The sequence below is a fragment of the Streptomyces sp. NBC_01261 genome, assembly GCF_036226385.1.
Lineage (GTDB): Bacteria > Actinomycetota > Actinomycetes > Streptomycetales > Streptomycetaceae > Streptomyces.
The window spans coordinates 5159440-5185229 of the sequence record NZ_CP108463.1; the positions used below are offsets into that span (position 1 = coordinate 5159440).

Sequence of the window (25790 nt, forward strand, 5' to 3'; positions counted from 1 at the left end):
TCAAAAGTCATACATCGCAAAACTGGCGCCAAGGTCAACGAAAGGGACAGCGGACCGGCGTCCACGGCTGTGCGTGCGATAGACATTGTCTCCAGGGGGTCCCCCGGTGCGGCAAGCGATTAACCAGCGGGGACACTGGCAGACCTTGGATCGTTCAAGGGGTCGAGGGGCACGGAACACCGCCGGCACCCGACACCCGACACCTACCCGACAGACCGTCGAGAGGAGCCCGACCGTGCAGCGGAAGGCGTACGTACCCGGCACCGCCGCGCTTCTCGTGGCGTTGCTGGCCGGCTGCACGAGCGGCTCGGCCGACAGCGGTACGACGGACGACGCGAACCCGGGCGAGGCCGGCACGGCGACGGCGGTGGCCCAGCCGGGCAAGTACCGCACGCTCCCGGAGCCTTGCGGCGCGGTCGGCCACGGCACCCTCGACTCCCTGCTCCCCGGCCTCCAGCAGATCACCGACCCGGAGCAGCGCGAGGCGGCGTACGCGGGCGACGCGACGCTGACGTACGACACGGACCGCAAGGTGGGCTGCCGTTGGAAGGTCGAGTCCACGGACGCGACCGACCATCTCCTGGTCGACTTCGAGCGGGTGGTGTCCTACGACAACGCCGTGAGCGACGACAGCCAGGCGCGGACGATCTTCGCGACGAAGGAGACGGCGGCGGATCTCCCGGAGCCGACGGCGAGCGCCACGGCGTCGGAATCGGCCTCCTCGGATTCCACGGCATCGGATTCCGCGACGCCCTCCGGCACCCCCTCTGCCCCCTCGTCCTCCGCGTCCACCTCCGACTCCGGCTCACCTTCCGCCACCGCCTCCCCCACCGGTCTCGAACCCCGCGCCCTCTCCGGTCTCGGCGACGAGGCCTTCCTGGACGACGCGTTGAGCAGTTCCGGTTCGACGGCTCAGCAGCGCACGGTGACTGTGGTGTTTCGCACGTCCAACGTCATTGTGACCATCGAGTACGAGGAGCAGCCGGCGACGGTCGGTGTCGTGCCGGACAGCCAGAAGATGCAGGACAGGGCGCGGAAACTGGCCGCGCAGCTGGCCGATTCGCTCAACGGTTAGGGCGTTCGGGAGGACCGTTCACGGGGTCGCGCAAAGCCCGTGAACGGAGACCGCACAGGTGACTCACCGCGTACCGTGGCCCCTCGGACCCGATCCGACGGCAGGAACCACGAGCGTCATGAGTGAAGGAACCATGCATCAACCAGCACAGCGAGAGCACAGTGACCAGCAGCGGGCGAAGCGTCTGGGTCGCCTCCTTGTCTGCGCGGCCGCCGTCCCGGTGATGCTGATCGCGGCCGGCTGCTCCTCGGACTCCGGCTCCGACGACGGCGCGGGCAAGGACACGACCGGCCCCGGTGCGACGACGTCCGCCGACGCGACCGCCGCTCCGACGGTGCAGGCGGCGGCGTACAAGAAGCTGCCCGAGCCGTGTGCGGTGCTGTCGAAGAAGACGTTGACCGATCTGGTGCCGAAGGGCGCCAAGTCGGGCAAGGAGGGCGCGTCCAGCGACACGGCGTCGCGCGGCAGTTGCTCCTGGACGAGCCTCGACAACAACGGGGTCAAGGGTTCGCAGTTCCGCTGGCTGAACGTGTCGTTGCTGCGGTTCGACTCCTCGCAGACGCAGGGCGAGGGCGACAAGCTGGCCGCCGCGTACTACGCGAAGCAGGTGCGGGAGGCGCAGTCCGTCGCCGGCGCGAAGAACGCCAAGTCGGAGCCGGTCGCGGGCGCCGGCGACGAGGCGACGGCGGTGCGCTACGACCTGAAGAAGAAGGAAGGCGCCTTCAGGCAGCAGACGGTGGTGGCGCGCGTGGAGAACGTGGTCGTCACGATCGACTACAACGGCGCGGGCCTCGCGGGCGACAAGGCGCCGAGCGCGGACACGCTGACGAAGGCGGCCGAGAAGGCCGCGAAGGAGGCCGTGGCGGCGGTCACGTCGGCCAACGGCACGGGTGCGGGCGCGGGTTCGGGCTCCGGCTCGGGGTCGGGCGGCGCGGGCGGCACGCCGTCGAAGTCCCCCTCCAAGTCGCCCTCCAAGACCGCTTCCCCGTCCGCCTCCGCCTCCAAGTCCGCGGCGAAGTCGGACGCGAAGGCCCCGGCCGCCACCGCCTCCTCCTCCGCCTCTTCCGCCGCCGACAAGAGCTGACGGCAGATTTCACATCCGGTCCGTTCACGGACCTCAACTCGCAGGTCAGCACAGGCCGTTGACGGAGCCCGGCCCCTTCGCGGACCGGGCTCCCGACGGACCGGCACCCAGGACGCCGCACACATGTGCCACCCTGTTGCGCGCAACAACATGTAAGGGGAGGGGAGTCCGGGTGTCCGCACCCATTCAGCTCACACGTATGCACCGGGTGCTCATCGGTGTGGTCGTCTCCGGTGCGGTCGTCATCGCCGGTATCGGCTTCGCCGGTTCGTACGCCGCAGTGCGCGAGCTCGCCCTGAAGAAGGGCTTCGGGAACTTCGCGTACGTCTTCCCGATCGGCATCGACGCGGGCATCTGTGTCCTGCTCGCCCTCGACCTGCTCCTGACCTGGATCAGGATCCCCTTCCCGCTGCTGCGCCAGACGGCATGGCTGCTGACGGTCGCGACGATCGCCTTCAACGGCGCCGCGGCCTGGCCCGACCCGCTCGGTGTCGGCATGCACGCGGTGATCCCGATCCTGTTCGTGGTCTCGGTGGAGGCGGCCCGGCACGCGATCGGCCGCATCGCCGACATCACGGCCGACAAGCACATGGAGGGCGTCCGGCTCACCCGCTGGCTGCTCTCCCCCATCCCGACGTTCCTGCTCTGGCGCCGCATGAAGCTCTGGGAGCTGCGCTCCTACGAGCAGGTCATCAAGCTGGAGCAGGACCGCCTCGTCTACCAGGCCCGCCTCCACTCCCGCTTCGGCCGCGCCTGGCGCCGCAAGGCTCCGGTGGAGTCGATGATGCCGCTGCGCCTGGCCCGCTACGGCGTCCCCCTCGCGGAGACGGCCCCCTCGGGCCTCGCGGCGGCGGGCATCGAACCCGTACTGCTGCCCCCCACCCCGCAGTTGGAGCCGGCCCGCGAGCAGGAGCAGCTGCCGGCACCGGCCGTCCAGAACGCCCCGGCACCGGCCCGCGAGCAACTCCCCGCCGCCGAGGGCAACGAACGGCACGAGCAGTCGCAGGACCAGGCCGAGCCGCAGAACCCGTGGCTGCACTCACGGGACCCGCAGACGGTGGCGTACCAGGGCGGCTACGACCCGACGTACGACCCGGACACGGCCTACCGCCAGTGGTACGCGGAGCAGCAGCAGGCCGAGCAGTTCGAGCAGTACGAGGAGGAACAGCAGCGGTTCGAACAGCAACGGCGGTTCGAGCAGCAGCAGCAGTTCCCGCAGCAACAGGCGTTCCAGCAGGAGGAGCAGCCCGCCCCGGCTCCTGAGCCCTCCATGGAGGACACCGGTACCTTCCCGATCCCGTCGGGCCCCGGCCGTACCCGTGAGATGGGTGCCGGCGGTGGCACGGAGCTGACCGAGGACGAGTACTACCAGGTCTTCAAGAAGTCGATAGACGGCAGCTACCCGACCTCGGGCCAGTTCCGGGGCGACGTGGAGGCCACGTACGGCATCACGCTCCCGCAGCGCGAGGCCGAGCGGATGGTCACCCGCTTCACCAACCGTCACACGACGCAGCTTGAGGAAGAGCACATCGCCTGAGACGGGAGAACGACGAAGGGCCCTCGGAAGAGGGCCCTTCGTCGTTGCGGTGTGTCTACTCCCCCAGCAGCCTCCGCACCCGCTCCTGTCCCACGGCCAGCAGCAACGTGGGCAGACGCGGCCCGGTGTCACGACCGACCAGCAGGTGGTAGAGGAGGGCGAAGAACGTGCGCTGGGCGGTCTTGATCTCCGGCGGGAGTTCCTTGGCGGTCGCGTCGGCGGAGAAGCCGGCCTGGACCTTGGGAACGCCGTAGACGAGGTGGCTCAGGCCGTCCAGGGACCAGTGGTCGGCGAGGCCGTCGCGCAGGAGTCGTAGGGACTGCTGTGAGGGCTCGTCGAGGGACGTGAGGAGTTCGGTGTCGGGTTCGTCGCGCACGATGGTCCGCTGGTCGGCGGGGACGTGCGTGTTGATCCAGGCCTCGGCCCTGTCGAGCCGGGGGCGGACCTCGTCGAGGGTGGACAGGGGGTCGGCCGGGTCGAGTTCGCTGAGGATGCGCAGCGTCTGGTCCTCGGCTCCGGCGGTGATGTCGGCGACGGACGCGAGGGTCCGGTACGGCATCGGCCGGGGCGTGCGGGGCAGTTCACCGGTGGCGGTGCGGACGGCACGGGCGTGCGCGGCGAGGTCGGCGGGAAGCGCTGACCCCTCCGCGACCTTCCCGTCCAGCTTGTCCCACTCGTCGTAGAGCCGCTGGATCTCCTGGTCGAAGGCGATCTTGAAGGACTGGTTGGGGCGGCGGCGGGCGTAGAGCCAGCGCAGGAGCTGCGGTTCCATGATCTGGAGCGCGTCGGCCGGGGTGGGGACCCCGCCCTTGCTGCTGGACATCTTGGCCATGCCGCTGATGCCGACGAAGGCGTACATGGGCCCGATGGGCCGCTCGCCGCCGAAGATCCCGACGATCTGCCCACCGACCTGGAACGAGGATCCCGGGGACGAGTGGTCGACACCACTCGGCTCGAAGATCACGCCCTCGTAGGCCCAGCGCATCGGCCAGTCGACCTTCCAGACCAGCTTGCCGCGGTTGAACTCGCTGAGGTGGACGGTCTCGGTGAAGCCGTCCTCGGTGCAGACGTAGGTCAGCTCGGTGGTGTCGTCGTCGTACGCCGTGACGGTGGTGAGGTCCTTGCCGCAGCTGCCGCAGAAGGGCTTGTACGGGAAGTACCCGGCGGAACCGGAGCTGCCGTCGTCCTCCTCGGCCGCGCCGGAACCCGCCTCGGCCTCCAACTCGGCGTCGTCGACAGGCTTCTGCGACTGCTGCTGCTTCTTCGCGGGGGCCTTCTTGGTGCGGTACTGGTCGAGGATCGCGTCGATGTCACCGCGGTGCTTCATGGCGTGCAGGATCTGCTCGCGGTACACGCCGGAGGTGTACTGCGCGGTCTGGCTGATCCCGTCGAACTCCACGCCCAGCTCGGCGAGGGAGGCGACCATCGCGGCCTTGAAGTGCTCGGCCCAGTTCGGATACGGCGAGCCGACCGGGGCCGGTACGGAGGTCAGCGGCTTCCCGATGTGCTCGGCCCAGCCGGCGTCGGTCCCCTCCACCCCGTTGGGCACCTTGCGGTAGCGGTCGTAGTCGTCCCAGGAGATGAGGTGCCGGACCTCGTGGCCCCGGCGGCGGATCTCGTCGGCGACGAGGTGCGGGGTCATGACCTCGCGGAGGTTCCCGAGGTGGATGGGCCCGGAGGGGGACAGCCCGGACGCGACGACGACAGGTTTGCCGGGGGCCCGACGCTCCGACTCCTCGATGACCTCATCCGCGAAACGGGAGACCCAGTCGGTGGTCTCGGTGCTCTGAGCCACGATCGGCACGTCCTTCTTTCTGACACGGGGCAGCCGGTACGGTCGCACGACTGACCGCTCTATTGTCCCAGGCGACCTCACTTCCACGAAAACGCCTTTTCCAAGCCCGTGACTGTGGGGGACACGGGGACCCAGGCCTGGCGCGAGGGGACGCGGGGGCTGAGGCCTGGCGCGAGGGGACGCGGGGGCTGAGGCCTGGCGCGAGGGGACGCGGGGGCTGAGGCCTGGCGCGAGGGGACGCGGGGGCTGAGGCCTGGACGGTGGCGCAGTCGCCTTCAAGGGGCGCGGGGCTGCATCGGGTATGCGGCTTCGCCGCGGGGCGCGACCAGCCCCCACCGGGCCCGCACCCGAGAAACTCGCTTTACCCCCCGTGGGATACTGACCGTGTCTACCAAACCCACGAGGAGAACGGCTCCCACCCCATGACCTCGGTCACGTCGCTCACCGACCTAGTCCACCAGCGCCTCGCGAACGCCCTCACGGCAACCCTGCCGGAGGCCGACGCGGACCCCCTGCTGCGACGTAGCGACCGCGCCGACTTCCAGGCGAACGGCATCCTCGCCCTCGCGAAGAAGGCCAAGGCCAACCCCCGGGAGCTGGCGACCCAGGTCGTGGCGAACGTGACCACCGGCGACGTGATCAAGGACATCGAGGTCTCCGGCCCCGGCTTCCTGAACGTGACGATCACCGACCGCGCGATCACCGAAACCCTCGCCGCCCGCTACGCCGACGACACGGCCCGCCTCGGCGTCCCCCTCGCCCCCCACCCCGGCACGACGGTCATCGACTACGCCCAGCCGAACGTGGCGAAGGAGATGCACGTCGGCCACCTCCGCTCCGCGGTGATCGGCGACGCGGTCGTCCAACTCCTGGAGTTCACCGGCGAGTCGGTGGTCCGCCGGCACCACATCGGCGACTGGGGAACCCAGTTCGGCATGCTGATCCAGTATCTGGACGAGCACCCGGGCGAGTTGGACCACGCCGACGCGGACGTCACCGGCGAGGAGGCGATGTCCAACCTCGACCGCCTCTACAAGGCCGCGCGCAAACTCTTCGACTCCGACGAGGAGTTCAAGACGCGGGCCCGCCGCAGGGTCGTGGACCTCCAGGCGGGCGACCCCCAAACCCTCGCCGCGTGGCAGAAGTTCGTGGACGAGTCGAAGATCTACTTCTTCTCCGTCTTCGAGAAGCTGGACATGGAGATCCGGGACGCGGACATCGTCGGCGAGTCGGGCTACAACGACATGCTGGACGAGACGTGCCGCCTCCTGGAGGAGTCCGGCGTCGCGGAGATCTCGGACGGCGCGCTGTGCGTGTTCTTCGACGACATCAAGGGCCCGGACGGCAACCGCGTCCCCCTGATCGTCCGCAAGTCCGACGGCGGCTACGGCTACGCGGCGACGGACCTCTCCGCGATCAGGGACAGGGTCTTCAACCTGAAGGCGAACTCACTCCTCTACGTCGTCGACGTCCGCCAGTCCCTGCACTTCAAGATGGTCTTCGAGACCGCACGGCGGGCCGGCTGGCTCAACGACGACGTCACGGCGTACCAGCTGGCCTTCGGCACGATCCTCGGCAAGGACGGCAAGCCGTTCAAGACGCGTGAGGGCGTGTCGGTGAAGCTGGAGGACCTCCTCGACGAGGCGGTCCAGCGCGCCACGGCGGTCGTCCGCGACAAGGCCGAGAAGGTCGGCCTGACCGAGCAGGAGATCATCGACAACGGTCGCTACGTAGGCATCGGCGCGGTGAAGTACGCCGACCTGTCGACGTCCGCGGTCCGGGACTACAAGTTCGACCTGGACCAGATGGTCTCCCTGAACGGCGACACGGCGGTGTACCTCCAGTACGCCTACGCCCGCGTCCAGTCCATCCTCCGCAAGGCCGGCGAGTCCCGCCCCCAGGCCCACCCGGAACTCGAACTGGCCCCGGCGGAACGTGCGTTGGGCCTCCACCTGGACCAGTTCAGCGAGGTGGTCGCGGAGGCAGCCAAGGAGTACGCCCCCCACAAACTGACGGCGTACCTCTACCAACTGGCCTCCACCCTCACGACGTTCTACGACCAGTGCCACGTCCTCTCCCCGGACAACGCCCCGGAGGTCGTCGAAAACCGCCTGTTCCTGGTGGACTTGACGGCACGGACGCTGCAGCGGGGCATGGCCCTGCTGGGCATCAGGACACCCGAGAAGCTCTGACCCGTAGGCCGGTTCGGCGGGCAGCCCGGCCTGCCCGCCGTCGGCCCTGGTCGCCCTTGAGCCGCATGCAGATGGCGCTCCTGCACGTCCCCCACGGTAACGAGAACGCAGAACCGCGGGCTGTCCCTCCCCCGTGGGGGACAGCCCGCGGTAGTCAACAACGGTGATCACGCCTGCCGTTGAGAACCTGATACGGCGTTGGCTCAGCCGCCGTCGGCTCAGATGCCGTTGGCGAAGTTCTTGAACGCGGCCCGGGTGCCGGAGCCCGCGTCGCCGTCGATCGCGCCGGTGTAGCCCCAGTTCTGCAGCAGCCGCTGGAGCGCCTTGATGGTGTTGACGCCGGGGTCGCCGTCGATGGCGCCGGTGTAACCCCAGTAGGTCTGGAGGTTGCGCTGGAACGCCTTCCAGCTGTTCGTGCCGAGCTGCCCGTCGATGGTGTCGGTGTAACCCCAGTACGTGTGCAGCCAGTTCTGCACCTTCTTGGCCTCGGCGGTGGAGAGGCCGAAGTTCTGCGTCGCCTGGATCGAGACGTCGGAGGCCTGTACGGAGGCGGCCGGCGCGGCGAAGCTGGGAGCGGCGAACGCGACGCCCCCCACCGCGATGCCGGCGACGGCGGTGAGGCTGACGAGGGTCCTGGCCACGACATTCGGTCGCATGCGTTCCTCTTTCAGGTAGTCGGTCGTCGTGCTGGAACGAGACTGCGGCCCGCCCGGGCCGCCCGGCCACCATCGGCGCCGAACTGACGTCCCGACGGGACGCCACCACCTCTGACCTGCGGGGACACCGACAGCGGGGACGGCAGAACGGGACGACTGCCGCCCCCTCGCGGACCATGGCTGATTCCGTTCATGCGCGGGAACCGAATAGCCGTGCGAAGCGGTGTCAGTGATGCAGAATGCGACGCGACAGGGACCCGCTGACCCGGGCCCTGAACGCGAAGTGGGGGGTACACATGTCGCGTTGGAAAGTGCTGCCCGCGGAACTGGATCCGCGCGTGCGGCAGTTGGTGGTACGCCTGCGTCGGCTCAAGGACCACAGCGGCCTGAGCATCCGGCAGTTGGCGGCGCGGACGGGGTACAGCGCGAAGTCCTGGGAACGGTATCTGGGCGCCCGCTCCCTGCCGCCCGCGGAGGCGCTGAAGGCCCTGGCCCTGGTCTGCGGCGAGGACCCGACCCGCCTGCTGGCCCTCCGGGAGGTCGCGGCGGAGGGCTGGACGGCCACGCCCGAACAGCCCCCGGCGGCAGGCCGGTTGCCGTCACCGGAGACCCCCCGGTCCCCCGAGCGCCGCGCCCTGCGCATCGCGCTCGTGGCGGGCTCGGTGACCCTCGTCCTGGCCGTCTCGTCGGCGGTCCTGGTGACGGTCCGCATCATGAACGCCGACAACACCGGCAGCCCTACGACTACGGCCCGATCGGCGACGCCACTCCCCGCGCCGACGGCCGCGCCGCCGTACTCCTGCCGTATCCAGCAGTCCGACGGGCGCTGGTACGCGGGCAACAGCCGTACCCAGCAAGAGAATCTGGCCGTAGGCAACACCGGACCGGATGTCGCCGAGGCGCAGTGTCTGCTGCGTCGGGCGGGCATCTCACCGGGCGGCATCGACGGGATCTTCGGCCCGCTGACGGAACACGCGGTCAAGGCGTTCCAGAAGCAGTCCGGCCTCGTCGTGGACGGCATGGTCGGCCCACACACCTGGAAGGCCCTCAGGGGATGAACCAACTGGCTGCCGCGATGCGGGAGTTGAGGTCGGCGACCGGCCTGAGCCTGGCGGGCCTGGCCGCGAAGACGCCGTACAGCAAGTCGTCCTGGGAGCGGTACCTCAACGGCAAGACCCTGCCGCCGAGGGAGGCGGTGGAGGAGCTCTGCCGTCTCGCGGGCGAACCGGTCGGTCGGTGTGTGGCGCTGTGGGAGCTCGCGGAGGCGGCGGGAAGCGGCCGAGCGGCGACAGCTGAGGCGGCGACACCGGCGGCACCATCCCCTACGGTGACGCCCCCACCGCCGCCCGTCCCCCCGCCCCCGCCCCCGGTCCCGGAGCAACGCGGCGTCGTAGCCCTCGCGGTCCTCGCCTCCATCTGCGCGGTGGCCGTGACCGCCGTGGTCCTCGCCCTGCTCCTGCTCCCCGACTCCCGCGCCTCCGAACCCCTCTCCCCCACCGCAGCCACCACCGCCACCCCCGTCGGCCCGGGCTGCCACGGCGCGGCCTGCGAGGGCCGCAGCCCGATGGCCATGCGCTGCGCCGCCCAACCGGACACCGTCGCCCGCCACCGGACGGCCACCGGAGCGTGGATGGAACTGCGCCACAGCAGGGAGTGCGGCACGACCTGGGCCCGCACCTGGGGCGGCCGCATCGGCGACCGGATCGAGCTGAGCGTGCCGGGACGGGCGGGGGCGGTGCACGGCGCGGAGGTGGGCAACGCCGTGGACGCGGAGTCGTACGTCTACACGCTGATGGCGGTGACGGGGCCGGGGACTGTGGTGCGGGCGTGCTTCCAGCCGGCGGCGGGCGGCAAGCGGGAATGCTTTGACGGGGCTGTGAGGTAGCTGTGCAGGGTTCATGAATGCCCAGAGTCAAAGTCAGCGTGATCGTTCCCGTCCACAACACCGGGAAATACGTGGACGAGTGCGCGCCGTCCCTGCTGGGGCAGAGCCTGCCCGCCGACGAGGAGACCCACGGGCTGCTGATGTCTATGATCTCCGATCGAGTACAGCCGGTCAGCGGTTCCGAGGGAGTGCGGTCCGGCCGATGTCCGTGACGAACTCGGCCCACACCACCTTCCCGAAGTCCCGTTCCCCCACGCCCCACTTGTCGGCCAGCGCGGCGACCAGCAGCAGCCCGCGCCCACCCTCGTCCGTATCGCGAGGGCGGGTGTCGACGCGCGGGACACCACCTCCGCTGTCATGCACCTCGACCCGTAACGAACAGCCGTCGCACCGCAGCAACAACCGGAACTGGCGCCCCGGCGGCACCCCGTGCACCAGTGCGTTGGTCGCCAACTCGCTTACGCACAGCAGCACATCGGCGCCGCGCTCGGTCCCCGCGAGTCCCCACTCGGCCAAGTACGCGTGGGTGAAATCCCTGGCGGCGGGAACGGACCGGCGTTCGCGCCGGAAGAACTTCTCACTCAGGTTCACGGGACAAGAGTTGCGTAACGTCACTACCGTTGACAGTGCGTGAGACCTGGATCCGTTTTTGTACGGGCGGAGTACGGGTTCGTGCGGGGTCCGACACGGGTGGATATGGGGAGCACCACAGCATGAACTCCAAGAAGAACCGCTCGACGATGCGACTACTGGGCGCACAGGTGAAAGCGGCCCGCACGGCCGCCGGGTTGACGCAACGCCAACTCGCCGAGCGGTCGTTGGTCGACGAGGAGACCATCGCGTCGGTCGAGCAGGGCAGGCGCCGGCTGATGCCCCCGCTGGCGAAGTCGCTGGACAGGATCCTCGACACGAAGGGGACGTTCGAGGCGGGCGTCGACAACCTCCCGGAGATCGACCAATTCCCGCTCTACGCCGAGGAGTACATGCTGCACGAGCGCGAGGCCATATCCCTGTCCTGGTACGACAACGCCGTCATCCCCGGTCTGCTCCAGACCACCGAGTACGCCCGCACGGTACTGGCGGAACGCATTCCGGCCTACGACGAGGACGAGATCGCGGCGAAGCTCGCGGGCCGTATCGAGCGGCAGGAAATCCTTCAGCGCAAGTGTCCGCCGACGATGAGCTTCGTCATCTGGGAACCCGTGCTGCATCTCGGCATCGGGACGCCGGAGGCCCGCCGCGAGCAGCTCCGGTTTCTGCGCACATGTGCCGAACTCCCGGGCCTCGCGCTCCAGTTCCTGCCGATGAACACAGCTGCGCACGCTGGTCTCGACGGCCCCTTCACGCTCCTGGAGACACCGGACCACCAGCCACTGGCTTACACAGAGGGACAGCGTGGCAGCCAGTGGGTCGCGGACCTCGATGAGGTATCCAGGCTGGCGCGCAAATATGCGATGCTGCGGTCACAGGCCCTGACGCCCCAGGAGTCCAGGTGCCTGCTCGATCGTCTGCTAGGAGATCAATGAGCACCGCACTTGAGTGGTTCAAGTCGAGCTACAGCGGCAGCGAAGGCGGCCAGTGCGTCGAGGTCGCCACCTGCCCCCACACCATCCACATCCGCGACTCCAAGAACGCGGAAGCCGACGGGGCCACCCTCCAACTCGGCCCCGCTGCCTGGGCTGCGTTCACCGCCACCCGGTAGTCGACGCTCCCCCCTCCCGCACAGCGAGCCCCAGAAATGTGACACTCCGCGCCAAAGTGTCACACTTCCACCAACAGGGTCCGGTCCGCAGACCGTCTGTCAGTGCCCGCCTCTACAGTTTTCGACATGGCGACCCTTCCCAACCCGCTGCCGACGCTGGCGGCCGACCCGAGCGGCGGCTCGCTCGGGCTTGAACTCCCCGCCGGGAGTCTGATCGACGTGACCGCCGAAGGCCCGGCGGACGAACCGTTGTTGTGGTGTGCGGACAAGCCGGCGAGGCCCGGGGACTACGACGCCCTCCAGCCCGCGCGCCGGGCGGCAGGGCTGCTCCCCGTGCTGCTGGACCTGGGCGGCGACCAAGGCGCCCTGGACGAATGGCAGTTGCTGCCCGACGAGGCGTCGTACCCCGGGGACCACGACGCCGAAGAGGTCCTGGAGGAGTTCTGGGAGGAGTACGCGGCGGACGAACTCGCCCCGGACACGGACTACCCCGCCAAGGAAGCCGTCACCGAGAACTTCGGTGAGCGGGCGACGTACGACGGGACGATCGCGCCGTACGGTCCCGAGTGGCCGGGGCTCGCGCCCGCCACCGAACCGGAGTCGGCGGTCGACCCCGACGTCCGCGCCGCCGAGATCGTCGACTCCCTTACGGAGAGCGGCTCTTGGCTCAAGGAACCGCGCCTCGCGCTGGTACCGGCCCGGCGCAGCGCGGACATTCCGGCGGCGATCGGCTGGTCGGGGCAGATCAACTACGAGGGGGACGTGGCCCGGCTGTGCGCCGTGCTGCGCTCCTGGGAGGACCGCTTCGGCGTAAGGGTCGTGGCCCTCACCTTCGACCAGTTGGTGCTGTCGGTGGCGGCCCCGCCCACGACCCAGGAGGAGGCCGAGGCGGTGGCGGCCGAGCACTTCGCCTTCTGCCCCGACAACGTCACCCAGGGCCATCACGAGACCCTGCGCGCGTACGCCCAGCAGGCGGTGCTCAACCAGCAGACGTGGTCCTTCTGGTGGGACTGACCTGAGCTCAGCTGAGCAGCTTCATCCCCTCCGGCGCCTCGATCCCGAACTCCTCGTCCAGCAACCGCCGCACCTCCCCCTCGTCCGTCAACTCCCGCTCGCCCACCGCTCCGTCCGCCCGCGTCTCCGTCAACACGCGGCCGTGGAGCAGGAGATGACGGTCAGGGGTGACACGCTGGACGAACAGGCCCTTGGTGAACGGGGAGCGCGGGTTCGTGGCGATGTGCCAGTTGATGACCTCGAAGTCCACGTGCTCGAAGGGCTCCAGCGTGAAGGCGTACTGCGACTGCCAGGCACCGTCGCCGTATGCCTGAAGGACAAGGAGCTCCAACGGCCCCCCGTGCGGCACCCGGACGAACCGGTGCCTGCGCCCCGCGCCCTCGGACTCCCCGCCCACCACCACGGGCACCGGCTCCAACAGCCCCCCGACCGCCCCGAACCCGACATCGGCCAGGTACCGCTGCGGGTCGCCCGGTACCTCCACCAGCAGCGCCATGTGGGTGCGCGGGCGGCTCTCGATCCGGTTCGCGCCGACGATCACCCGGGCCGCCAGCAAGGTCACCCCGAAGCCCAGTGCCCGCAGCGCGGTGGCGAGCAGCGTGTTGTGCTCGTAGCAGTAGCCACCGCGCCGGCTGTGCACCAACTTGGCCATCAGGTCCGGCAGTTCGAGCGAGGGAGCCGTACGCCGGAGCGCGTCCAGGTTCTCGAACGGGATGCCCCGCAGGTGCGCGAGGTGCACGCCCCGCAGCGTCGCCAGGCCGGCCCGCCGCTCACCCTCCCAACCGATGTGCGCGAGGTATTCGTCCAGGTCGAAGGCGCCGCTGTCAGACATACCTCCACCCTACGAAATCACCCGCCCCGCTCCACCTCACTGCTGCGTCGCCGGCTCCAACGCCTCCACCGCCGCGGCCGCAGCCGTCGAGTCCTCGCCGTAGAAGATGTCGATGTCGACCTCCTCGCCGCCCATCGTCAGGGTGTCCCACGCCCCGCTGAGGACGAGCATGCGCAGGGTGCGCGACTCCAGCGTCTGGAGGCGTTCCAGGATCGCCTCGTCGTCCGGCATGCCGGGCAGGCGGGGGGCAAGCCGGTCACGGATGGCCCCCATGCGCGCCAACAACGTTGCCGTGTCCGCCTCGCGGTCCGGCTCCTCCGCGATGCCGTCGATGCCGTGGTCGATGATGTCCTTGATGGCCCAGGTGACGCCCTGGTCGTCGGTGGTGACCATGGCCTTCCAGGCGCGGCTCTTGTGCCGGTACTGGAGCATCGACATGGCGGCTTCGTGCCGTAGGAAGTCCGCGTCCCGGAAGGGGCGGCCGTTCCAGGCGCTGTTGAGGGAGCGGGCCAGCGAGATCGCCGACGCCAGGCCGCTGTTGAGGCCCCGTCCCGGCCAGAAGTGGATGGCGTTGGCCGCGTCGCCGAGCAGGAAGCCGTACGTACCCGGCGAGTTGACGGTCGGCGGCAGCAACTCGGCCGAGAAGCGCGGGCGTTGCACCATGTCCAGGCGGAAACTGGTGACCGCGCTCAGATCCTGGTCCGAGACGTCGAAGAGCCGCAGGCCCTCGTGCACGCGCTTCCACAGGGGCGATCCCTTGATGAGCGCCGGCAGGAACAGCGTGCCGTGGGTGGCGCACTGGAAGTCGCCGTGCTCGTCGCGGTTCATCAGACACGGGCGGGAGGCGATGCACTCCTCGAAGACCCGGCGGACCGGGTCGATGCCGATGACCTCGCCCAACTCGGCATCGGTCAGCCGCATGTTGAGGAAGCCCTCGCCGCGCAACGAGTTCAGCAGGAACCGGTTCTGAGCGACCGTCAGCACGATCGCCATGGGGTCGGGCAGCTCCGACTTCACCCTCAGCCCGAGGACCACGTCCCGCAGATGGACGCCGTCGAGGGAGTAGATCGACTCGTCGGCCTTGCCGAACCGGGCCCCGAAGTGCTCCCGGGTGCGCGACCGGCCGCCGTCACAGATCGCGAGCACATGCTGCGAGGCGAGTTCGTCGCGCTGTTCCGCCGGGTCGAACTTGGCCGGTATGAGCCGTATTCGGTCCCGCTTCTCGTTCGCCAGCTCCAGCAGCTTGTCCTCGATGTAGGCGATCCGCATGTTGCGCGGGTGATGGTCACCGATCGAGTCCGGGCCCGACGGCCACATCTCGGTGTAGTGCTCGGGGTCGAAGAGCCGCGCCTGGACGTACTGCGGCCAGGCGAGGTACTGCCGGCTCTGCACGGTCACCACCTGCTGGCGCCGCACGTTGCCCTCGGCCTCGCTCTTCCAGACGACGCGGCGGCCGTCCTTGCGCCACCGGCCCTCGTAGACCGTGATCTTCACCTGGGCGCCGAGGAAGTGCTCAAGGAGCAACGCCATGGACAGCCCGACGGGCCCCCCGCCCACGACGGTGACCCGCAACAGCGAGCCCTCTTCCTCCGGGTGGGTCACGGAGCGGGGCAGGTTGAGCGCCATGAGGGTCTGCATGGCGTCGGCGACCTCGAAGCGGAACTCCTGGTCCCCGATGGTGATTTCGTCACCGGGCTGGAGCAGGCGGGCCTCCACCTCCTCCCCGTTGACCTGCGTGCCGTTGCTGCTGTCGCAGTCGCGCAGGACGTAGCCCTCGTCCTGGTCGAAGACGATCTCCGCGTGGAAACGCGAGACGCTCGGGCTGGCGATGACGACCGTGTTCCCCGCGTTGCGTCCGAAGGTGACGCGGGTGTCGACGATCGGTATGCGCTCTCCCGCCAGCAGACCCTCACGTCCGACGAGCACCGGTGCCATGGCATTTCCTCCCAGGGTTCAACTCGGCGCTTTTCCAAGGGGATTCACCGATTCAATGGCCTTCGGCCACCATAAGCGCACTACCCCGAGATGGAATCCCCCAGCCCTTCCCTCAGTCCCTCCCCCAGCCTCCTGAGCCCCTCCCGGATCTCCTCCGGCGTCTGCGTCACGAAGCACAGCCGCATCGTCGACCGCTCGGGCTCCCCGGCGTAGAAGGGCGCCCCCGGCACGTAGGCCACGTCCTGGCGCACCACCCGCGCCAACAGCTCCGTCGTGTCGTACGACTCCGGAAGCCGCGCCCACAGGAACATGCCGCCCGCGGGACGCTCCCAACTGGACTCCTCGGGAAGGGCGTTGGCAAGGTCGGCGAGCATGGCGTCCCGCCGTTCCCGGTACACCCCGGCCACCCGCGCCACGTGCGCGTCGAGGTCGTTGTCCGCCAAGTACCGTGCGGCGGCGAGCTGGTTGACGGTCGGGGTGTGCAGGTCGGCGGCCTGTTTCGCGACAACACAGGCCCGTAGCAGGGCGGCCGGTGCGCGCAGCCAGCCGAGCCGCAGCCCCGGCGCCATCACCTTGGAGAAGGAACCGAGCAGCACCGTACGGTCCGCCGCCCCCTCCTGCGCCGCGATCCACGGCAACCGCTCGCCCTCGAAGCGGAGTTCGCCGTAGGGATCGTCCTCCACGATCCACAGCCCGCGCCGTGCGGCGACCGCGGCGACGGCGGCCCGGCGGTCGGCGGGCAGGGTGCGGCCGGTGGGGTTCTGGAAGGTCGGGACGGTGTAGAGCAGCTTGGGCCGCTCCCGCGCGACGAGTTCGTCCAGCGCCTCGGGGTCGACCCCGTCCCCGTCCCCCGGCACGGCGACGACCCGCGCACCGGCGAACGCGAAGACCTGAAGTGCCGCCAGATAACAGGGACTTTCGACGAGGACGACGTCCCCGGGCTCCAGCAGCGCGGTCGCGAGCAGCGAGAGCGCCTGCTGCGAACCGGTGGTGACGAGGAGGTCGTCGGGTCCGGTGGGCAGCCCGCGCACCGAGGTCCGCGCGGCGAGCGCGGCACGCAGCACCGGTTCGCCCTCGGTCGTCGCGTACTGGAGCGCCCGCGCGGGCGTCTCGGCGAGCACCGCCTGGTACGCCGCCGCGATACCGGTCGCGTCGAAGAGTTCGGGGGCCGGGAGCCCGCCCGCGAAGTTGATCACCTCGGGGCGGGCGGTGACGGCGAGGATGTCCCGCACCGGCGAACCCCCGATCGCACGGGCGCGCGCGGCGAGCGGAGGCAGGGGGACAGCGGGTGTCTCGGTGAGGGTCATGGCGCGCAGCTTAGAAACGTACGTGCCGCCTACAAGCACCTTTCCACGATCCGGACGCCCGCCATCTCCTCCTGGCTGGGCTCAGGCCTTCTTACCGGTCGCCCCATAGACGTTGATGTCGTCGTCCGTCACATCATTGATGTCGCGATAGGTGATCTTCTCGATGTCGTCGAGGCTCTCGAAGTACGCCTGCTCCACCACCGGCGGCGCGGGCGCCGGACCGGGGTGCCACTTGTGCGCCGGGACCACACCGGGCTCGTCCAGGGTGACGCCCGGGGTCTCGGTGAAGAGCCGCTCGACCTCGTCCTTGGATCGGAACACGAAGGTGAAACCCCGCTCCGTGTATGTCCGTTGGACCGCACGCGCCGGAACGGGATGCATCTCGTCGGTGAGATGGCTGAGCACCAGATGACTGCCGGACGGCAGCACATCCACCAGCTCACGCACCAACGGATACGCCTCCTCGTCCTCCACGAAGTGCAGGATCGCCACCAGCAGCAGGGCGATCGGCTCGTTGAAGTCGAGGGTCTTGGCGGCCTGTTCGAGGATGTCGTCCGGGCGGCGCAGGTCGGCGTCGATGTAGTCGGTACGGCCCTCGGGGCTGCTGGTGAGCAGCGCGCGGGCGTGCGCGAGGACCACCGGGTCGTTGTCGACGTAGACGATCCGCGACTCGGGCTCGATGCCCTGGGCGATCTGGTGCACGTTCTCCGCGGTGGGCAGCCCGGTGCCGATGTCGAGGAACTGGCGCACCCCGTGCTCCTGCGACAGCCGGGTGACCGCGCGGCGCATGAAGTCCCGGTTGTGCCGTACGTCGAGGTACCCGCGCGGGTTGGCGGCGAGCGCGGCGGCGGCGGCCTCGCGGTCGACGGGGTAGTTGTCCTTGCCGCCGAGGAAGACGTCGTAGACGCGGGCCGGGTGGGCCTTGCTGGTGTCGATCCTCCTTCGCAGCTCGGCGGGGTCTTGGCTGAGGGCGTCACCGGGCATGCGCGTCTCCCAGAAGAGGTCGGTCATCCGAAGGACGACCGGAGCAGTGCTCAAGAGCGGTGGCCAAGAGCAGTGGTCAACAACCTAACTCCCGCCGGGACTTGATGGTGCCCAGTCCGAGGGACGGGCGGCGCCGGCGTGGCCACGGGGTGCTCGGCCCCCTCCCCGCGTCCCACGACGTGCCCGAATCCGCCGACATCCCCGCAGGTCAGCGCGGGCGGGACGGTCCCGGCGTCCCGAATCCGGCGACAGCCGTAGACCCCGCCCCGCGCGACCGCCCAAGCTGCACCCGATGACGCTTCGCTTCCACGGGAGGAACCCATGCCGGGCCGCACCACCCGCACCCGCATCCGTGTCCGTGTCCTGGCCGTCGCCACGGCCGTGCTCGCCGCGGCGCTGCTGCTCTCGGGGTGCAAGGACGGCATGGGCGTACGCGACGAAGGCCCGTCCGGCGTGAGCCCCTCGTCGTCGATGTCGACGGGGTCCACGCCCTGACGGGCCTCGTGGTGTGTGCGATCAGGCGTGCGCCGGGATCCCGCCGACTTCCTTCGGGTTCGGGCCGTACTGGTTGGCGCCGGGCTTGCCGTCCGTGCAGGTGAAGACCAGCAGGATGATGCCGCCGACGAGCGGGACGAGCCCGATGAAGATCCAGCCGCCCGAGCGGCCCGTGTCGTGCAGTCGGCGGATGGTGACACCCAGGCCGGGCAGCAGGATCGCGAGGTAGAAGACGATCACGAGGTACGGGAACTTGATCACGACACCGATGACGCCGAGGACGATCGCGATGATCCCCGCAAACAGGGCGAACATCCAGTACTCCGTGCGACGCGCGCGCCCGCTGAATACCGCGTACTTCTTCAGTGCCTCGATGAACCAGCTCATGGTGTCCCCCAGGGATCGACGTCCAGACCATCCGGAACGGATCAGGCCAGGCGCAGAAGGTAAGGACACTGATGCGGACGCGTCAAATCCACATAAGTGCCGGACACCGAAGCTTATTTGGGGTCACATCCATCCACACCGACCGTCGATTTCGCGCCAGAACCCGTAACCGCCCCGGACCGAGATCCCCCCGACGCCGGAACGATCTCGAAGCGTTGTCTATTGACGGGATGTCAGCGGGCATTGGGCGGGCGGTCAGCGCAGCTTCTGCGCCACCTCCACCGCCCAGTACGTGAGGATGTTCTGCGCCCCGGCCCGCTTGATCCCGGTGAGCGCCTCGAAGATCGCCTTGTCCCGGTCGATCCAGCCCTTCTCGGCGGCGGCCTCGATCATCGAGTACTCGCCGGAGATCTGATAGGCGGCGACGGGCACGTCCGAGACCTCGGCGACCTTGGCCAGGATGTCGAGGTAGGGCCCGGCCGGCTTGACCATCACCATGTCGGCACCCTCCTCCAGGTCGAGCGCCAACTCCCGCATGGACTCCCGTGCGTTGGCCGGGTCCTGCTGGTACGTCTTGCGGTCCCCCTTGAGCGAGGAACCCACGGCCTCACGGAACGGCCCGAAGAACGCGGACGCGTACTTGACGGTGTAGGCGAGGATGGCGACATCCTCCCGCCCGATCTGATCGAGCGCGTCCCGGACGACCCCGATCTGCCCGTCCATCATCCCGCTGGGCCCGACGACATGGGCCCCGGCATCGGCCTGCACCTGAGCCATCTCGGCATACCGCTCAAGGGTGGCGTCGTTGTCAACGCGCCCCTGATCATCGAGCACCCCGCAATGCCCATGATCGGTGGTCTCATCAAGACACAGATCAGACATGACGAGCAGCTCGTCCCCGACCTCGGCCCGCACATCCCGCAGCGCGACCTGAAGAATCCCGTCGGGGTCGGTCCCAGGCGTCCCGAGAGCGTCCTTCTTGCTCTCCTCCGGCACCCCAAACAGCATGATCCCGGAGATCCCGGCGGCAACAGCCTCAGCGGCAGCCTTCTTCAGACTGTCCCGGGTGTGCTGCACAACCCCAGGCATGGCCCCGATCGGCACCGGCTCACTGACCCCCTCCCGCACAAACGCGGGAAGGATGAAGTCAGCAGGGTGCAACCGGGTCTCGGCAACCATCCGCCGCATGACGGGGCTGGTCCGCAACCGCCGGGGCCGCGAGCCGGGAAAGGATCCGTACGTCGTCATGCCATCTACGCTACGCCCGCCTCAGGGGCACCTTTGCCGACGGTGAGTCGGCGCACATTTCGGCATACATCGCGAGCACGTCAGCACGCTTTACGCGTTCTCGGGCACACCGACACCTTTCCAGCACAGACCGCGATCCCTCAGCCCGCCCGGCACCTTTCCAGCACAGACCGCCATCCCCCTGCCCGCCCGGCACCTTTCAAACACAGGCCGCGTTTTCTCAGCCCGTCCGGCGTTTGAGGACGAGGCCCTTTCGGGCCGAAGCGGGGTGTGGGGGCGCCGCCCCCACGGACGCCCGCCCCCACTCACCGCAACCTAGATCTCAACCTCAGGTCGTACGCCGCCGCCGAGCCCCCGGCCGACGCTCACTCGGCCGGGTAACCGGATCCCCCGCCTCCTGCGCGGCAGCCCTCCGCCGAAGCCCGAAGTTCGCCAACGCCTCGGCCAACTTGTGCACAGACGGCTCCGGAGCCATCACATCCACCCGCAGCCCATGCTCCTCGGCGGTCTTCGCCGTAGCCGGACCGATACACGCGATCACGGTCACGTTGTGCGGCTTACCGGCGATCCCCACCAGGTTCCGCACGGTGGACGACGACGTGAAGAGAACGGCATCGAAGCCACCCCCCTTGATCGCCTCCCGCGTATCCGCCGGCGGCGGCGACGCCCGCACCGTCCGGTAGGCGGTCACGTCATCGACCTCCCACCCGAGCTCGATCAGCCCGGCGACCAGGGTCTCCGTGGCGATGTCCGCACGCGGCAGGAACACCCGGTCGATCGGGTCGAAAACGGGGTCGTACGGAGGCCAGTCCTCCAGCAACCCGGCCGCGGACTGCTCCCCGCTCGGCACCAGGTCCGGCTTCACGCCGAAGGCGATCAGCGCCTTCGCGGTCGACTCCCCGACCGCCGCGACCTTGATCCCGGCGAACGCCCGCGCATCGAGCCCGTACTCCTCGAACTTCTCCCGCACGGCCTTGACCGCGTTCACGGAGGTGAAAGCGATCCACTCGTAGCGCCCGGTGACGAGCCCCTTGACCGCCCGCTCCATCTGCTGAGGCGTCCGCGGCGGCTCGACGGCGATCGTCGGCACCTCGTGCGGAACGGCGCCGTAGGACCGGAGTTGGTCGGAGAGCGAAGCCGCCTGCTCCTTCGTCCGCGGCACGAGCACCTTCCAGCCGAACAGCGGCTTGGACTCGAACCACGACAACTGGTCGCGCTGCGCGGCGGCGGACCGCTCACCGACCACGGCTATCACCGGCCGGCCACCTTCCGGGGACGGCAGCACCTTCGCCTGCTTCAGCGTCTGCGCGATCGTCCCGAGCGTCGCGGACCAGGTCCGCTGACGAGTGGTCGTACCAGCCACTGTGACCGTCATCGGGGTGTCCGGCTTACGGCCCGCGGCCACCAGCTCACCGGCGGCCGAGGCCACGGAGTCCAGCGACGTGGAAACCACCACCGTGCCGTCCGACGCCCCCACCTCCGTCCAGCACCGGTCCGACGCGGTACGGGCGTCCACGAACCGGACGTCCGCCCCCTGCGCGTCCCGCAGCGGGACACCGGCGTACGCGGGCACGCCGACGGCCGCCGCGACACCCGGGACGACCTCGAAAGGCACACCCGCGGCGACGCAGGCGAGCATTTCCTCGGCAGCGTACGTATCTAGTCCGGGGTCCCCGGACACCGCACGTACGACCCGCCTGCCGCCCCGCGCGGCCTCCATGACAAGATGTGCCGCATCCCGCACAGCGGGTAGGCCAACGGTTGTTGACGCACCGTCAACAACCGTTAGTTGAGGCGTGCCTGTGCCCGGGAGCGAGCCCGAAGAAGGACTCGGATCCGGATGCACGACGGCTACGCCGGGTCGGGCGTGCGCACGTACGACGTCGAGCACCTCGTGCTCGGCGACGAGAACGTCCGCGTTCGCCAGCGCCTCTACGGCGCGCAGTGTGAGCAGTCCCGGATCTCCGGGTCCGGCACCCAGGAAGGTGACGTGCCCGTGTTCAGGACCGGCGGCGGGAAGAGTGGTGGGGCTCACTTGGCTTGCTCCCCCATCAGACCGGCCGCGCCCTGGGCAAGCATCTCGGCGGCGAGTTCGCGACCGAGCGCCAGTGCTTGGTCATGCGTCTCGGGCACGGGACCGGTGGTGGACAGCTGCACCGTACGCGAACCGTCGGTCGTGCCGACTATTCCGCGCAGGCGCATTTCCTTGACAATCTGCCCGTCGGCCAGCAGGTCGGCCAGCGCGCCCACAGGGGCGGAGCAGCCGGCCTCCAGGGCGGCGAGCAGGGACCTTTCGGCGGTCACGGCGATCCGCGTGAACGGGTCGTCGAGTTCGCCGAGCGCCGCGATGAGGTTCGCGTTGTCCGCGACACACTCGATCGCCAGGGCCCCCTGGCCGGGGGCGGGCAAAATCGTGTCGACCGACAGGAAGTCGGTCACGTCGTCGAGCCGGCCGATCCGGCTCAGTCCGGCGGCGGCCAGGACCACGGCGTCCAGCTCACCGTCCCGCACGAAGCCGACCCGGGTGTCGATGTTCCCGCGGATCGGGACCGTCTCGATGTCGAGGCCGTGGCTGCGCGCGTACGCGTTCAGCTGGGCCGTGCGCCGCGGGGAGCCCGTACCGATGCGCGCCCCGCGGGGCAGGTCGGTGAACTTCAGGGCGTCCCGGGCGACGATCACGTCCCGCGGGTCCTCGCGCTCGGGTACGGCGGCGAGCACCAGTTCCGCGGGCTGCGTCGTCGGCAGGTCCTTCAGCGAATGAACCGCGAAGTCGACCTCACCGCCGAGCAGCGCGTCCCGCAGCGCGGTCACGAAGACCCCGGTGCCGCCGATCTGGGCGAGGTGCTCGCGGGAGGTGTCGCCGTAGGTGGTGATCTCGACGAGCTCGACGGGCCGTCCGGTCACCTGGCTCACGGCGTCCGCCACCAACCCGGACTGGGCCAGGGCGAGTCTGCTCCGCCTGGTCCCGAGCCTCAAAGCCTTGCTACTCATGCTGGCCCTCGGTTCTTGCTGATCTCAGAGTCTTCTACGGCCCGGGAGACGGAGGCCACCGTCTCCTGGTCGAGGTCGAACAGGGTGCGCAGCGCGTCCGCGTACCCGGCGCCGCCGGGCTCGGCCGCGAGCTGCTTGACCCGTACGGTCGGCGCGTGCAGCAGCTTGTCGACGACGCGTCGCACGGTCTGGGTGATCTCCGCGCGGTGCTTGTCGTCGAGGCCGGGCAGCCGTCCGTCGAGCCGGGCGATCTCGCCGGCCACGACCTCGGCGGCCATGGCGCGCAGGGCGACCACGGTCGGCGTGATGTGCGCGGCCTGCTGGGCTGCCCCGAAGGCCGCCACCTCGTCGGAGACGATACGCCGGACCGCGTCCACGTCCGCCGCCATCGGGGCGTCCGCCGAAGCCTCGGCGAGCGATTCGATGTCCACCAGCCGCACCCCGGCCACCCGGTGCACGGCCGCGTCGACGTCCCGCGGCATCGCGAGGTCGAGGAGCGACAACACCGGCGCGGGGCGCGGGACGTGGGCGACGGGCTCGGGCCTGCGACGCTCGGGGATCCGCCCGACCGTGGCGGCCAGGGCGGCGAGTTCGGTGATGAGTTCGGCCTCGGCCTCGGGCGTACGCCGGGCCGCCTCGCGGCGGTCGACGGCGCTGCCGCCGACCCAGGCCGCGTGCTGCTCCAGCGTCGCCGCGTCCATCCCGGCCACGGCGGCCTCCCCCATCACGGAGAAGCCACTCGCCCCCTGCACCGCGGACAGGTCCAGCGGACACCCGTCCTCGCTCCCGACGGACGTCGGCGGAAGCTCGTCCCGCACGACATCCGCTACGGCCGTACGACCGATCGCGGCATCCTGCGACACCCGGCCCTCGACCGCGTCCGCGACCGTGTCGGCCGTCAGGACCAGCCCCGTCGCGCCCGTGCAGGACACGGCCACATCGGCACGTGTCAGCTCGAACGGCACCGAACCCATCGGTACCGCGCGGGCGGACACGTCCGTTTCGGGGCTCTCGGTGATGATCTGGGCGAGCCGCTCGGCGCGGTCGGAGGTGCGGTTGGCGACGACGATCTCGGCGACCCCGGCCCGCGCGAGGGTCGCGGCGGCCAGCGACGACATGGAGCCGGCGCCGATGACCAGGGCCCGTTTCCCCTTGGCCCAGGCCTCAACCGCCGTGCCGGAGGAGAGCTGTTGAAGGCCGAAGGTGACCAGGGACTGGCCCGCGCGGTCGATGCCGGTCTCGGAGTGGGCGCGCTTGCCGACCCGGAGGGCCTGCTGGAACAGCTCGTTCAACAGCCGCCCGGCGGAGTGCAGTTCCTGCGCCGTGGCGAGGGAGTCCTTGATCTGGCCGAGGATCTGGCCCTCGCCGACGACCATCGAGTCGAGGCCGCAGGCCACCGAGAAGAGGTGGTGGACGGCCCGGTCCTCGTAGTGCACGTAGAGATAAGGAGTGAGCTCGTCCAGGCCGACGCCGCTGTGCTGGGCGAGCAGCGTGGACAACTCCGCGACGCCCGCGTGGAACTTGTCCACGTCGGCGTAGAGCTCGATGCGGTTGCAGGTGGCCAACACCGCGGCCTCGGCGGCCGGTTCGGCGGCGACCGTGTCCTGGAGGAGCTTGACCTGGGCGTCCGCGTTCAGCGTGGCCCGCTCCAGGAGGCTGACCGGCGCGCTGCGGTGGCTCAGCCCGACGACGAGGAGACTCATGCCGGCATCACGGCGGGGACGTCCCCGTCAGGGCCCTGCTCGGCGGAGTCGCCGCGGCGCGCGGCGGTCGGGTGCGCCGCCTGGTTGGCGGCCTCCTCGCCGGCCTTGCGCTGCTCGTGGAAGGCGAGGATCTGCAGCTCGATCGAGAGGTCGACCTTGCGGACGTCGACGCCGTCCGGGACGGTCAGCACGGTCGGCGCAAAGTTCAGGATGGACGTCACACCGGCGGCCACGAGGCGGTCGCAGACCGGCTGGGCGGCACCGGCGGGGGTCGCGATGACGCCGATGGAGACGCCGTTGTCGCTGATGATCTTTTCCAGCTCGTCCGCGTGCTGCACCGGGATGCCCGCGACGGGCTTGCCGGCCATCGCCGGGTCGGCGTCGATGAGGGCGGCGACGCGGAAGCCGCGGGAGGCGAACCCGCCGTAGTTGGCGAGTGCGGCGCCGAGGTTTCCGATACCGACGATCACGACCGGCCAGTCCTGGGTGAGGCCCAGCTCGCGGGAGATCTGGTAGACGAGGTACTCGACGTCGTAGCCCACACCACGGGTGCCGTAGGAACCCAGGTAGGAGAAGTCCTTGCGCAGCTTCGCGGAGTTGACCCCCGCGGCGGCGGCGAGCTCCTCGGAGGAGACCGTGGGCACCGAGCGCTCCGAGAGTCCGGTCAGCGCGCGGAGGTACAGCGGGAGACGGGCGACGGTGGCCTCGGGAATCCCTCGGCTACGGCTCGCCGGTCGGTGAGTTCGGCCAGTTGCCACGGTGCTCCTGCGGGTAGAGCGGGGCTGTGGGCGGTCACACGTACCCAGACCGCCCCGTCGAAAGCAGGCTATGTCTTTGTGAACGCGTGCACAAAGATGGTGTCCGATTTGCCCGGCCAACGTGACCGGGGTCACGCACACGCGTCCCAGGCGTATTCCAGGGGGCAAAACCGCCACACTCCTCGTAATTCCCGCCCCCGAGACCAAACC

General features: G+C 69.8%; 23 protein-coding genes. 10 read left to right on the forward strand and 13 right to left on the reverse strand.

The window, feature by feature from the left end; genetic code table 11:
* The first annotated feature begins 235 nt into the window (after positions 1-235).
* The 3 genes from OG226_RS22650 (at position 236) to OG226_RS22660 (ending at position 3696) form a co-directional block, all read left to right on the forward strand.
* A complete protein-coding gene (locus OG226_RS22650; RefSeq protein ID WP_329349857.1) occupies positions 236-1075 on the forward strand; it encodes a DUF3558 domain-containing protein in 840 nt (279 codons plus the stop codon).
* Positions 1076-1193: 118 nt separating this feature from the next.
* Entirely contained in the window at positions 1194-2159 is a 966-nt protein-coding gene (locus OG226_RS22655; protein WP_329349858.1) for a DUF3558 family protein, read from the forward strand.
* Positions 2160-2358: 199 nt separating this feature from the next.
* Positions 2359-3696, forward strand: coding sequence for a DUF2637 domain-containing protein (locus OG226_RS22660; RefSeq protein ID WP_329353474.1), 1338 nt, complete (start codon positions 2359-2361; stop codon positions 3694-3696).
* A 55-nt stretch (positions 3697-3751) separates the two neighbouring features.
* On the opposite strand, the gene lysS is transcribed toward OG226_RS22660, so the two are convergent.
* Positions 3752-5500 carry a lysine--tRNA ligase gene (gene lysS / locus OG226_RS22665; RefSeq protein WP_328680383.1) on the reverse strand — a complete coding sequence of 583 codons (1749 nt, stop codon included), beginning with the start codon at positions 5498-5500 and terminating at the stop codon, positions 3752-3754.
* 413 nt (positions 5501-5913) lie between these two features.
* Here lysS and argS point away from each other — a divergent pair, with 413 nt between their 5' ends.
* Positions 5914-7683, forward strand: a complete 1770-nt coding sequence (gene argS / locus OG226_RS22670; RefSeq protein ID WP_329349859.1) for an arginine--tRNA ligase — start codon at positions 5914-5916, stop codon at positions 7681-7683.
* A 218-nt stretch (positions 7684-7901) separates the two neighbouring features.
* Here the strand turns inward: argS and OG226_RS22675 are convergent, their stop codons facing one another.
* Positions 7902-8339, reverse strand: a complete 438-nt coding sequence (locus OG226_RS22675; RefSeq protein ID WP_327402159.1) for a peptidoglycan-binding domain-containing protein — start codon at positions 8337-8339, stop codon at positions 7902-7904.
* Positions 8340-8635: 296 nt separating this feature from the next.
* Between OG226_RS22675 and OG226_RS22680 the strand changes: the two genes are divergently transcribed.
* Together OG226_RS22680 and OG226_RS22685 are read left to right on the forward strand one after the other, a co-directional pair.
* Positions 8636-9397, forward strand: a complete 762-nt coding sequence (locus OG226_RS22680) for a peptidoglycan-binding protein (protein WP_329349860.1) — start codon at positions 8636-8638, stop codon at positions 9395-9397.
* Complete coding sequence (locus tag OG226_RS22685; RefSeq protein WP_328680387.1) at positions 9394-10224, forward strand: helix-turn-helix domain-containing protein; 831 nt, start codon at positions 9394-9396, stop codon at positions 10222-10224. Before OG226_RS22680 ends, OG226_RS22685 begins: the two co-directional genes overlap by 4 nt.
* A gap of 171 nt (positions 10225-10395) precedes the next feature.
* Here the strand turns inward: OG226_RS22685 and OG226_RS22690 are convergent, their stop codons facing one another.
* Complete coding sequence (locus OG226_RS22690; protein WP_328680388.1) at positions 10396-10815, reverse strand: ATP-binding protein; 420 nt, start codon at positions 10813-10815, stop codon at positions 10396-10398.
* Between the two features lie 122 nt (positions 10816-10937).
* Between OG226_RS22690 and OG226_RS22695 the strand changes: the two genes are divergently transcribed.
* From OG226_RS22695 to OG226_RS22705, 3 genes are all read left to right on the forward strand, one after another.
* Positions 10938-11750 (forward strand): helix-turn-helix domain-containing protein, encoded by an 813-nt coding sequence (locus OG226_RS22695; RefSeq protein WP_328680389.1) that lies wholly within the window; start codon positions 10938-10940, stop codon positions 11748-11750.
* Positions 11747-11926 (forward strand): DUF397 domain-containing protein, encoded by a 180-nt coding sequence (locus OG226_RS22700; RefSeq protein ID WP_328680390.1) that lies wholly within the window; start codon positions 11747-11749, stop codon positions 11924-11926. Before OG226_RS22695 ends, OG226_RS22700 begins: the two co-directional genes overlap by 4 nt.
* Positions 11927-12052: 126 nt before the next feature.
* Positions 12053-12940, forward strand: coding sequence for a DUF4253 domain-containing protein (locus OG226_RS22705; RefSeq protein ID WP_329349861.1), 888 nt, complete (start codon positions 12053-12055; stop codon positions 12938-12940).
* A gap of 7 nt (positions 12941-12947) precedes the next feature.
* Here OG226_RS22705 and OG226_RS22710 read toward each other — a convergent pair whose 3' ends face one another.
* The 4 genes from OG226_RS22710 to OG226_RS22725 form a co-directional block, all read right to left on the reverse strand.
* A complete protein-coding gene (locus OG226_RS22710) occupies positions 12948-13772 on the reverse strand; it encodes an arylamine N-acetyltransferase family protein (RefSeq protein WP_329349862.1) in 825 nt (274 codons plus the stop codon).
* A 36-nt stretch (positions 13773-13808) separates the two neighbouring features.
* Positions 13809-15707 (reverse strand): FHA domain-containing protein, encoded by a 1899-nt coding sequence (locus OG226_RS22715; protein ID WP_329349863.1) that lies wholly within the window; start codon positions 15705-15707, stop codon positions 13809-13811.
* An 80-nt stretch (positions 15708-15787) separates the two neighbouring features.
* Positions 15788-17014 (reverse strand): aminotransferase-like domain-containing protein, encoded by a 1227-nt coding sequence (locus tag OG226_RS22720; protein ID WP_329349864.1) that lies wholly within the window; start codon positions 17012-17014, stop codon positions 15788-15790.
* 81 nt (positions 17015-17095) lie between these two features.
* A complete protein-coding gene (locus OG226_RS22725; protein WP_328686394.1) occupies positions 17096-17998 on the reverse strand; it encodes an SAM-dependent methyltransferase in 903 nt (300 codons plus the stop codon).
* Positions 17999-18319: 321 nt separating this feature from the next.
* Between OG226_RS22725 and OG226_RS22730 the strand changes: the two genes are divergently transcribed.
* Positions 18320-18493 carry a hypothetical protein gene (locus OG226_RS22730; protein WP_329349865.1) on the forward strand — a complete coding sequence of 58 codons (174 nt, stop codon included), beginning with the start codon at positions 18320-18322 and terminating at the stop codon, positions 18491-18493.
* Positions 18494-18514: 21 nt separating this feature from the next.
* On the opposite strand, the gene OG226_RS22735 is transcribed toward OG226_RS22730, so the two are convergent.
* The 6 genes from OG226_RS22735 to OG226_RS22760 form a co-directional block, all read right to left on the reverse strand.
* A complete protein-coding gene (locus tag OG226_RS22735) occupies positions 18515-18880 on the reverse strand; it encodes a DUF805 domain-containing protein (protein ID WP_328680396.1) in 366 nt (121 codons plus the stop codon).
* Between the two features lie 255 nt (positions 18881-19135).
* Positions 19136-20128, reverse strand: a complete 993-nt coding sequence (hemB, locus tag OG226_RS22740; protein WP_328680397.1) for a porphobilinogen synthase — start codon at positions 20126-20128, stop codon at positions 19136-19138.
* Positions 20129-20456: 328 nt separating this feature from the next.
* Complete coding sequence (locus OG226_RS22745; protein ID WP_266860516.1) at positions 20457-22163, reverse strand: bifunctional uroporphyrinogen-III C-methyltransferase/uroporphyrinogen-III synthase; 1707 nt, start codon at positions 22161-22163, stop codon at positions 20457-20459.
* The gene (gene hemC / locus OG226_RS22750) at positions 22160-23119 is read right to left on the reverse strand and encodes a hydroxymethylbilane synthase (RefSeq protein ID WP_328680399.1); all 960 of its coding nucleotides are present in this window, start codon (positions 23117-23119) and stop codon (positions 22160-22162) included. The genes OG226_RS22745 and hemC overlap by 4 nt, the downstream gene beginning before the upstream one ends.
* The gene (locus tag OG226_RS22755) at positions 23116-24822 is read right to left on the reverse strand and encodes a glutamyl-tRNA reductase (RefSeq protein ID WP_329349866.1); all 1707 of its coding nucleotides are present in this window, start codon (positions 24820-24822) and stop codon (positions 23116-23118) included. Before OG226_RS22755 ends, hemC begins: the two co-directional genes overlap by 4 nt.
* Positions 24819-25580 (reverse strand): redox-sensing transcriptional repressor Rex, encoded by a 762-nt coding sequence (locus OG226_RS22760; protein WP_328680403.1) that lies wholly within the window; start codon positions 25578-25580, stop codon positions 24819-24821. The genes OG226_RS22755 and OG226_RS22760 overlap by 4 nt, the downstream gene beginning before the upstream one ends.
* Between the last annotated feature and the right edge of the window lie 210 nt (positions 25581-25790).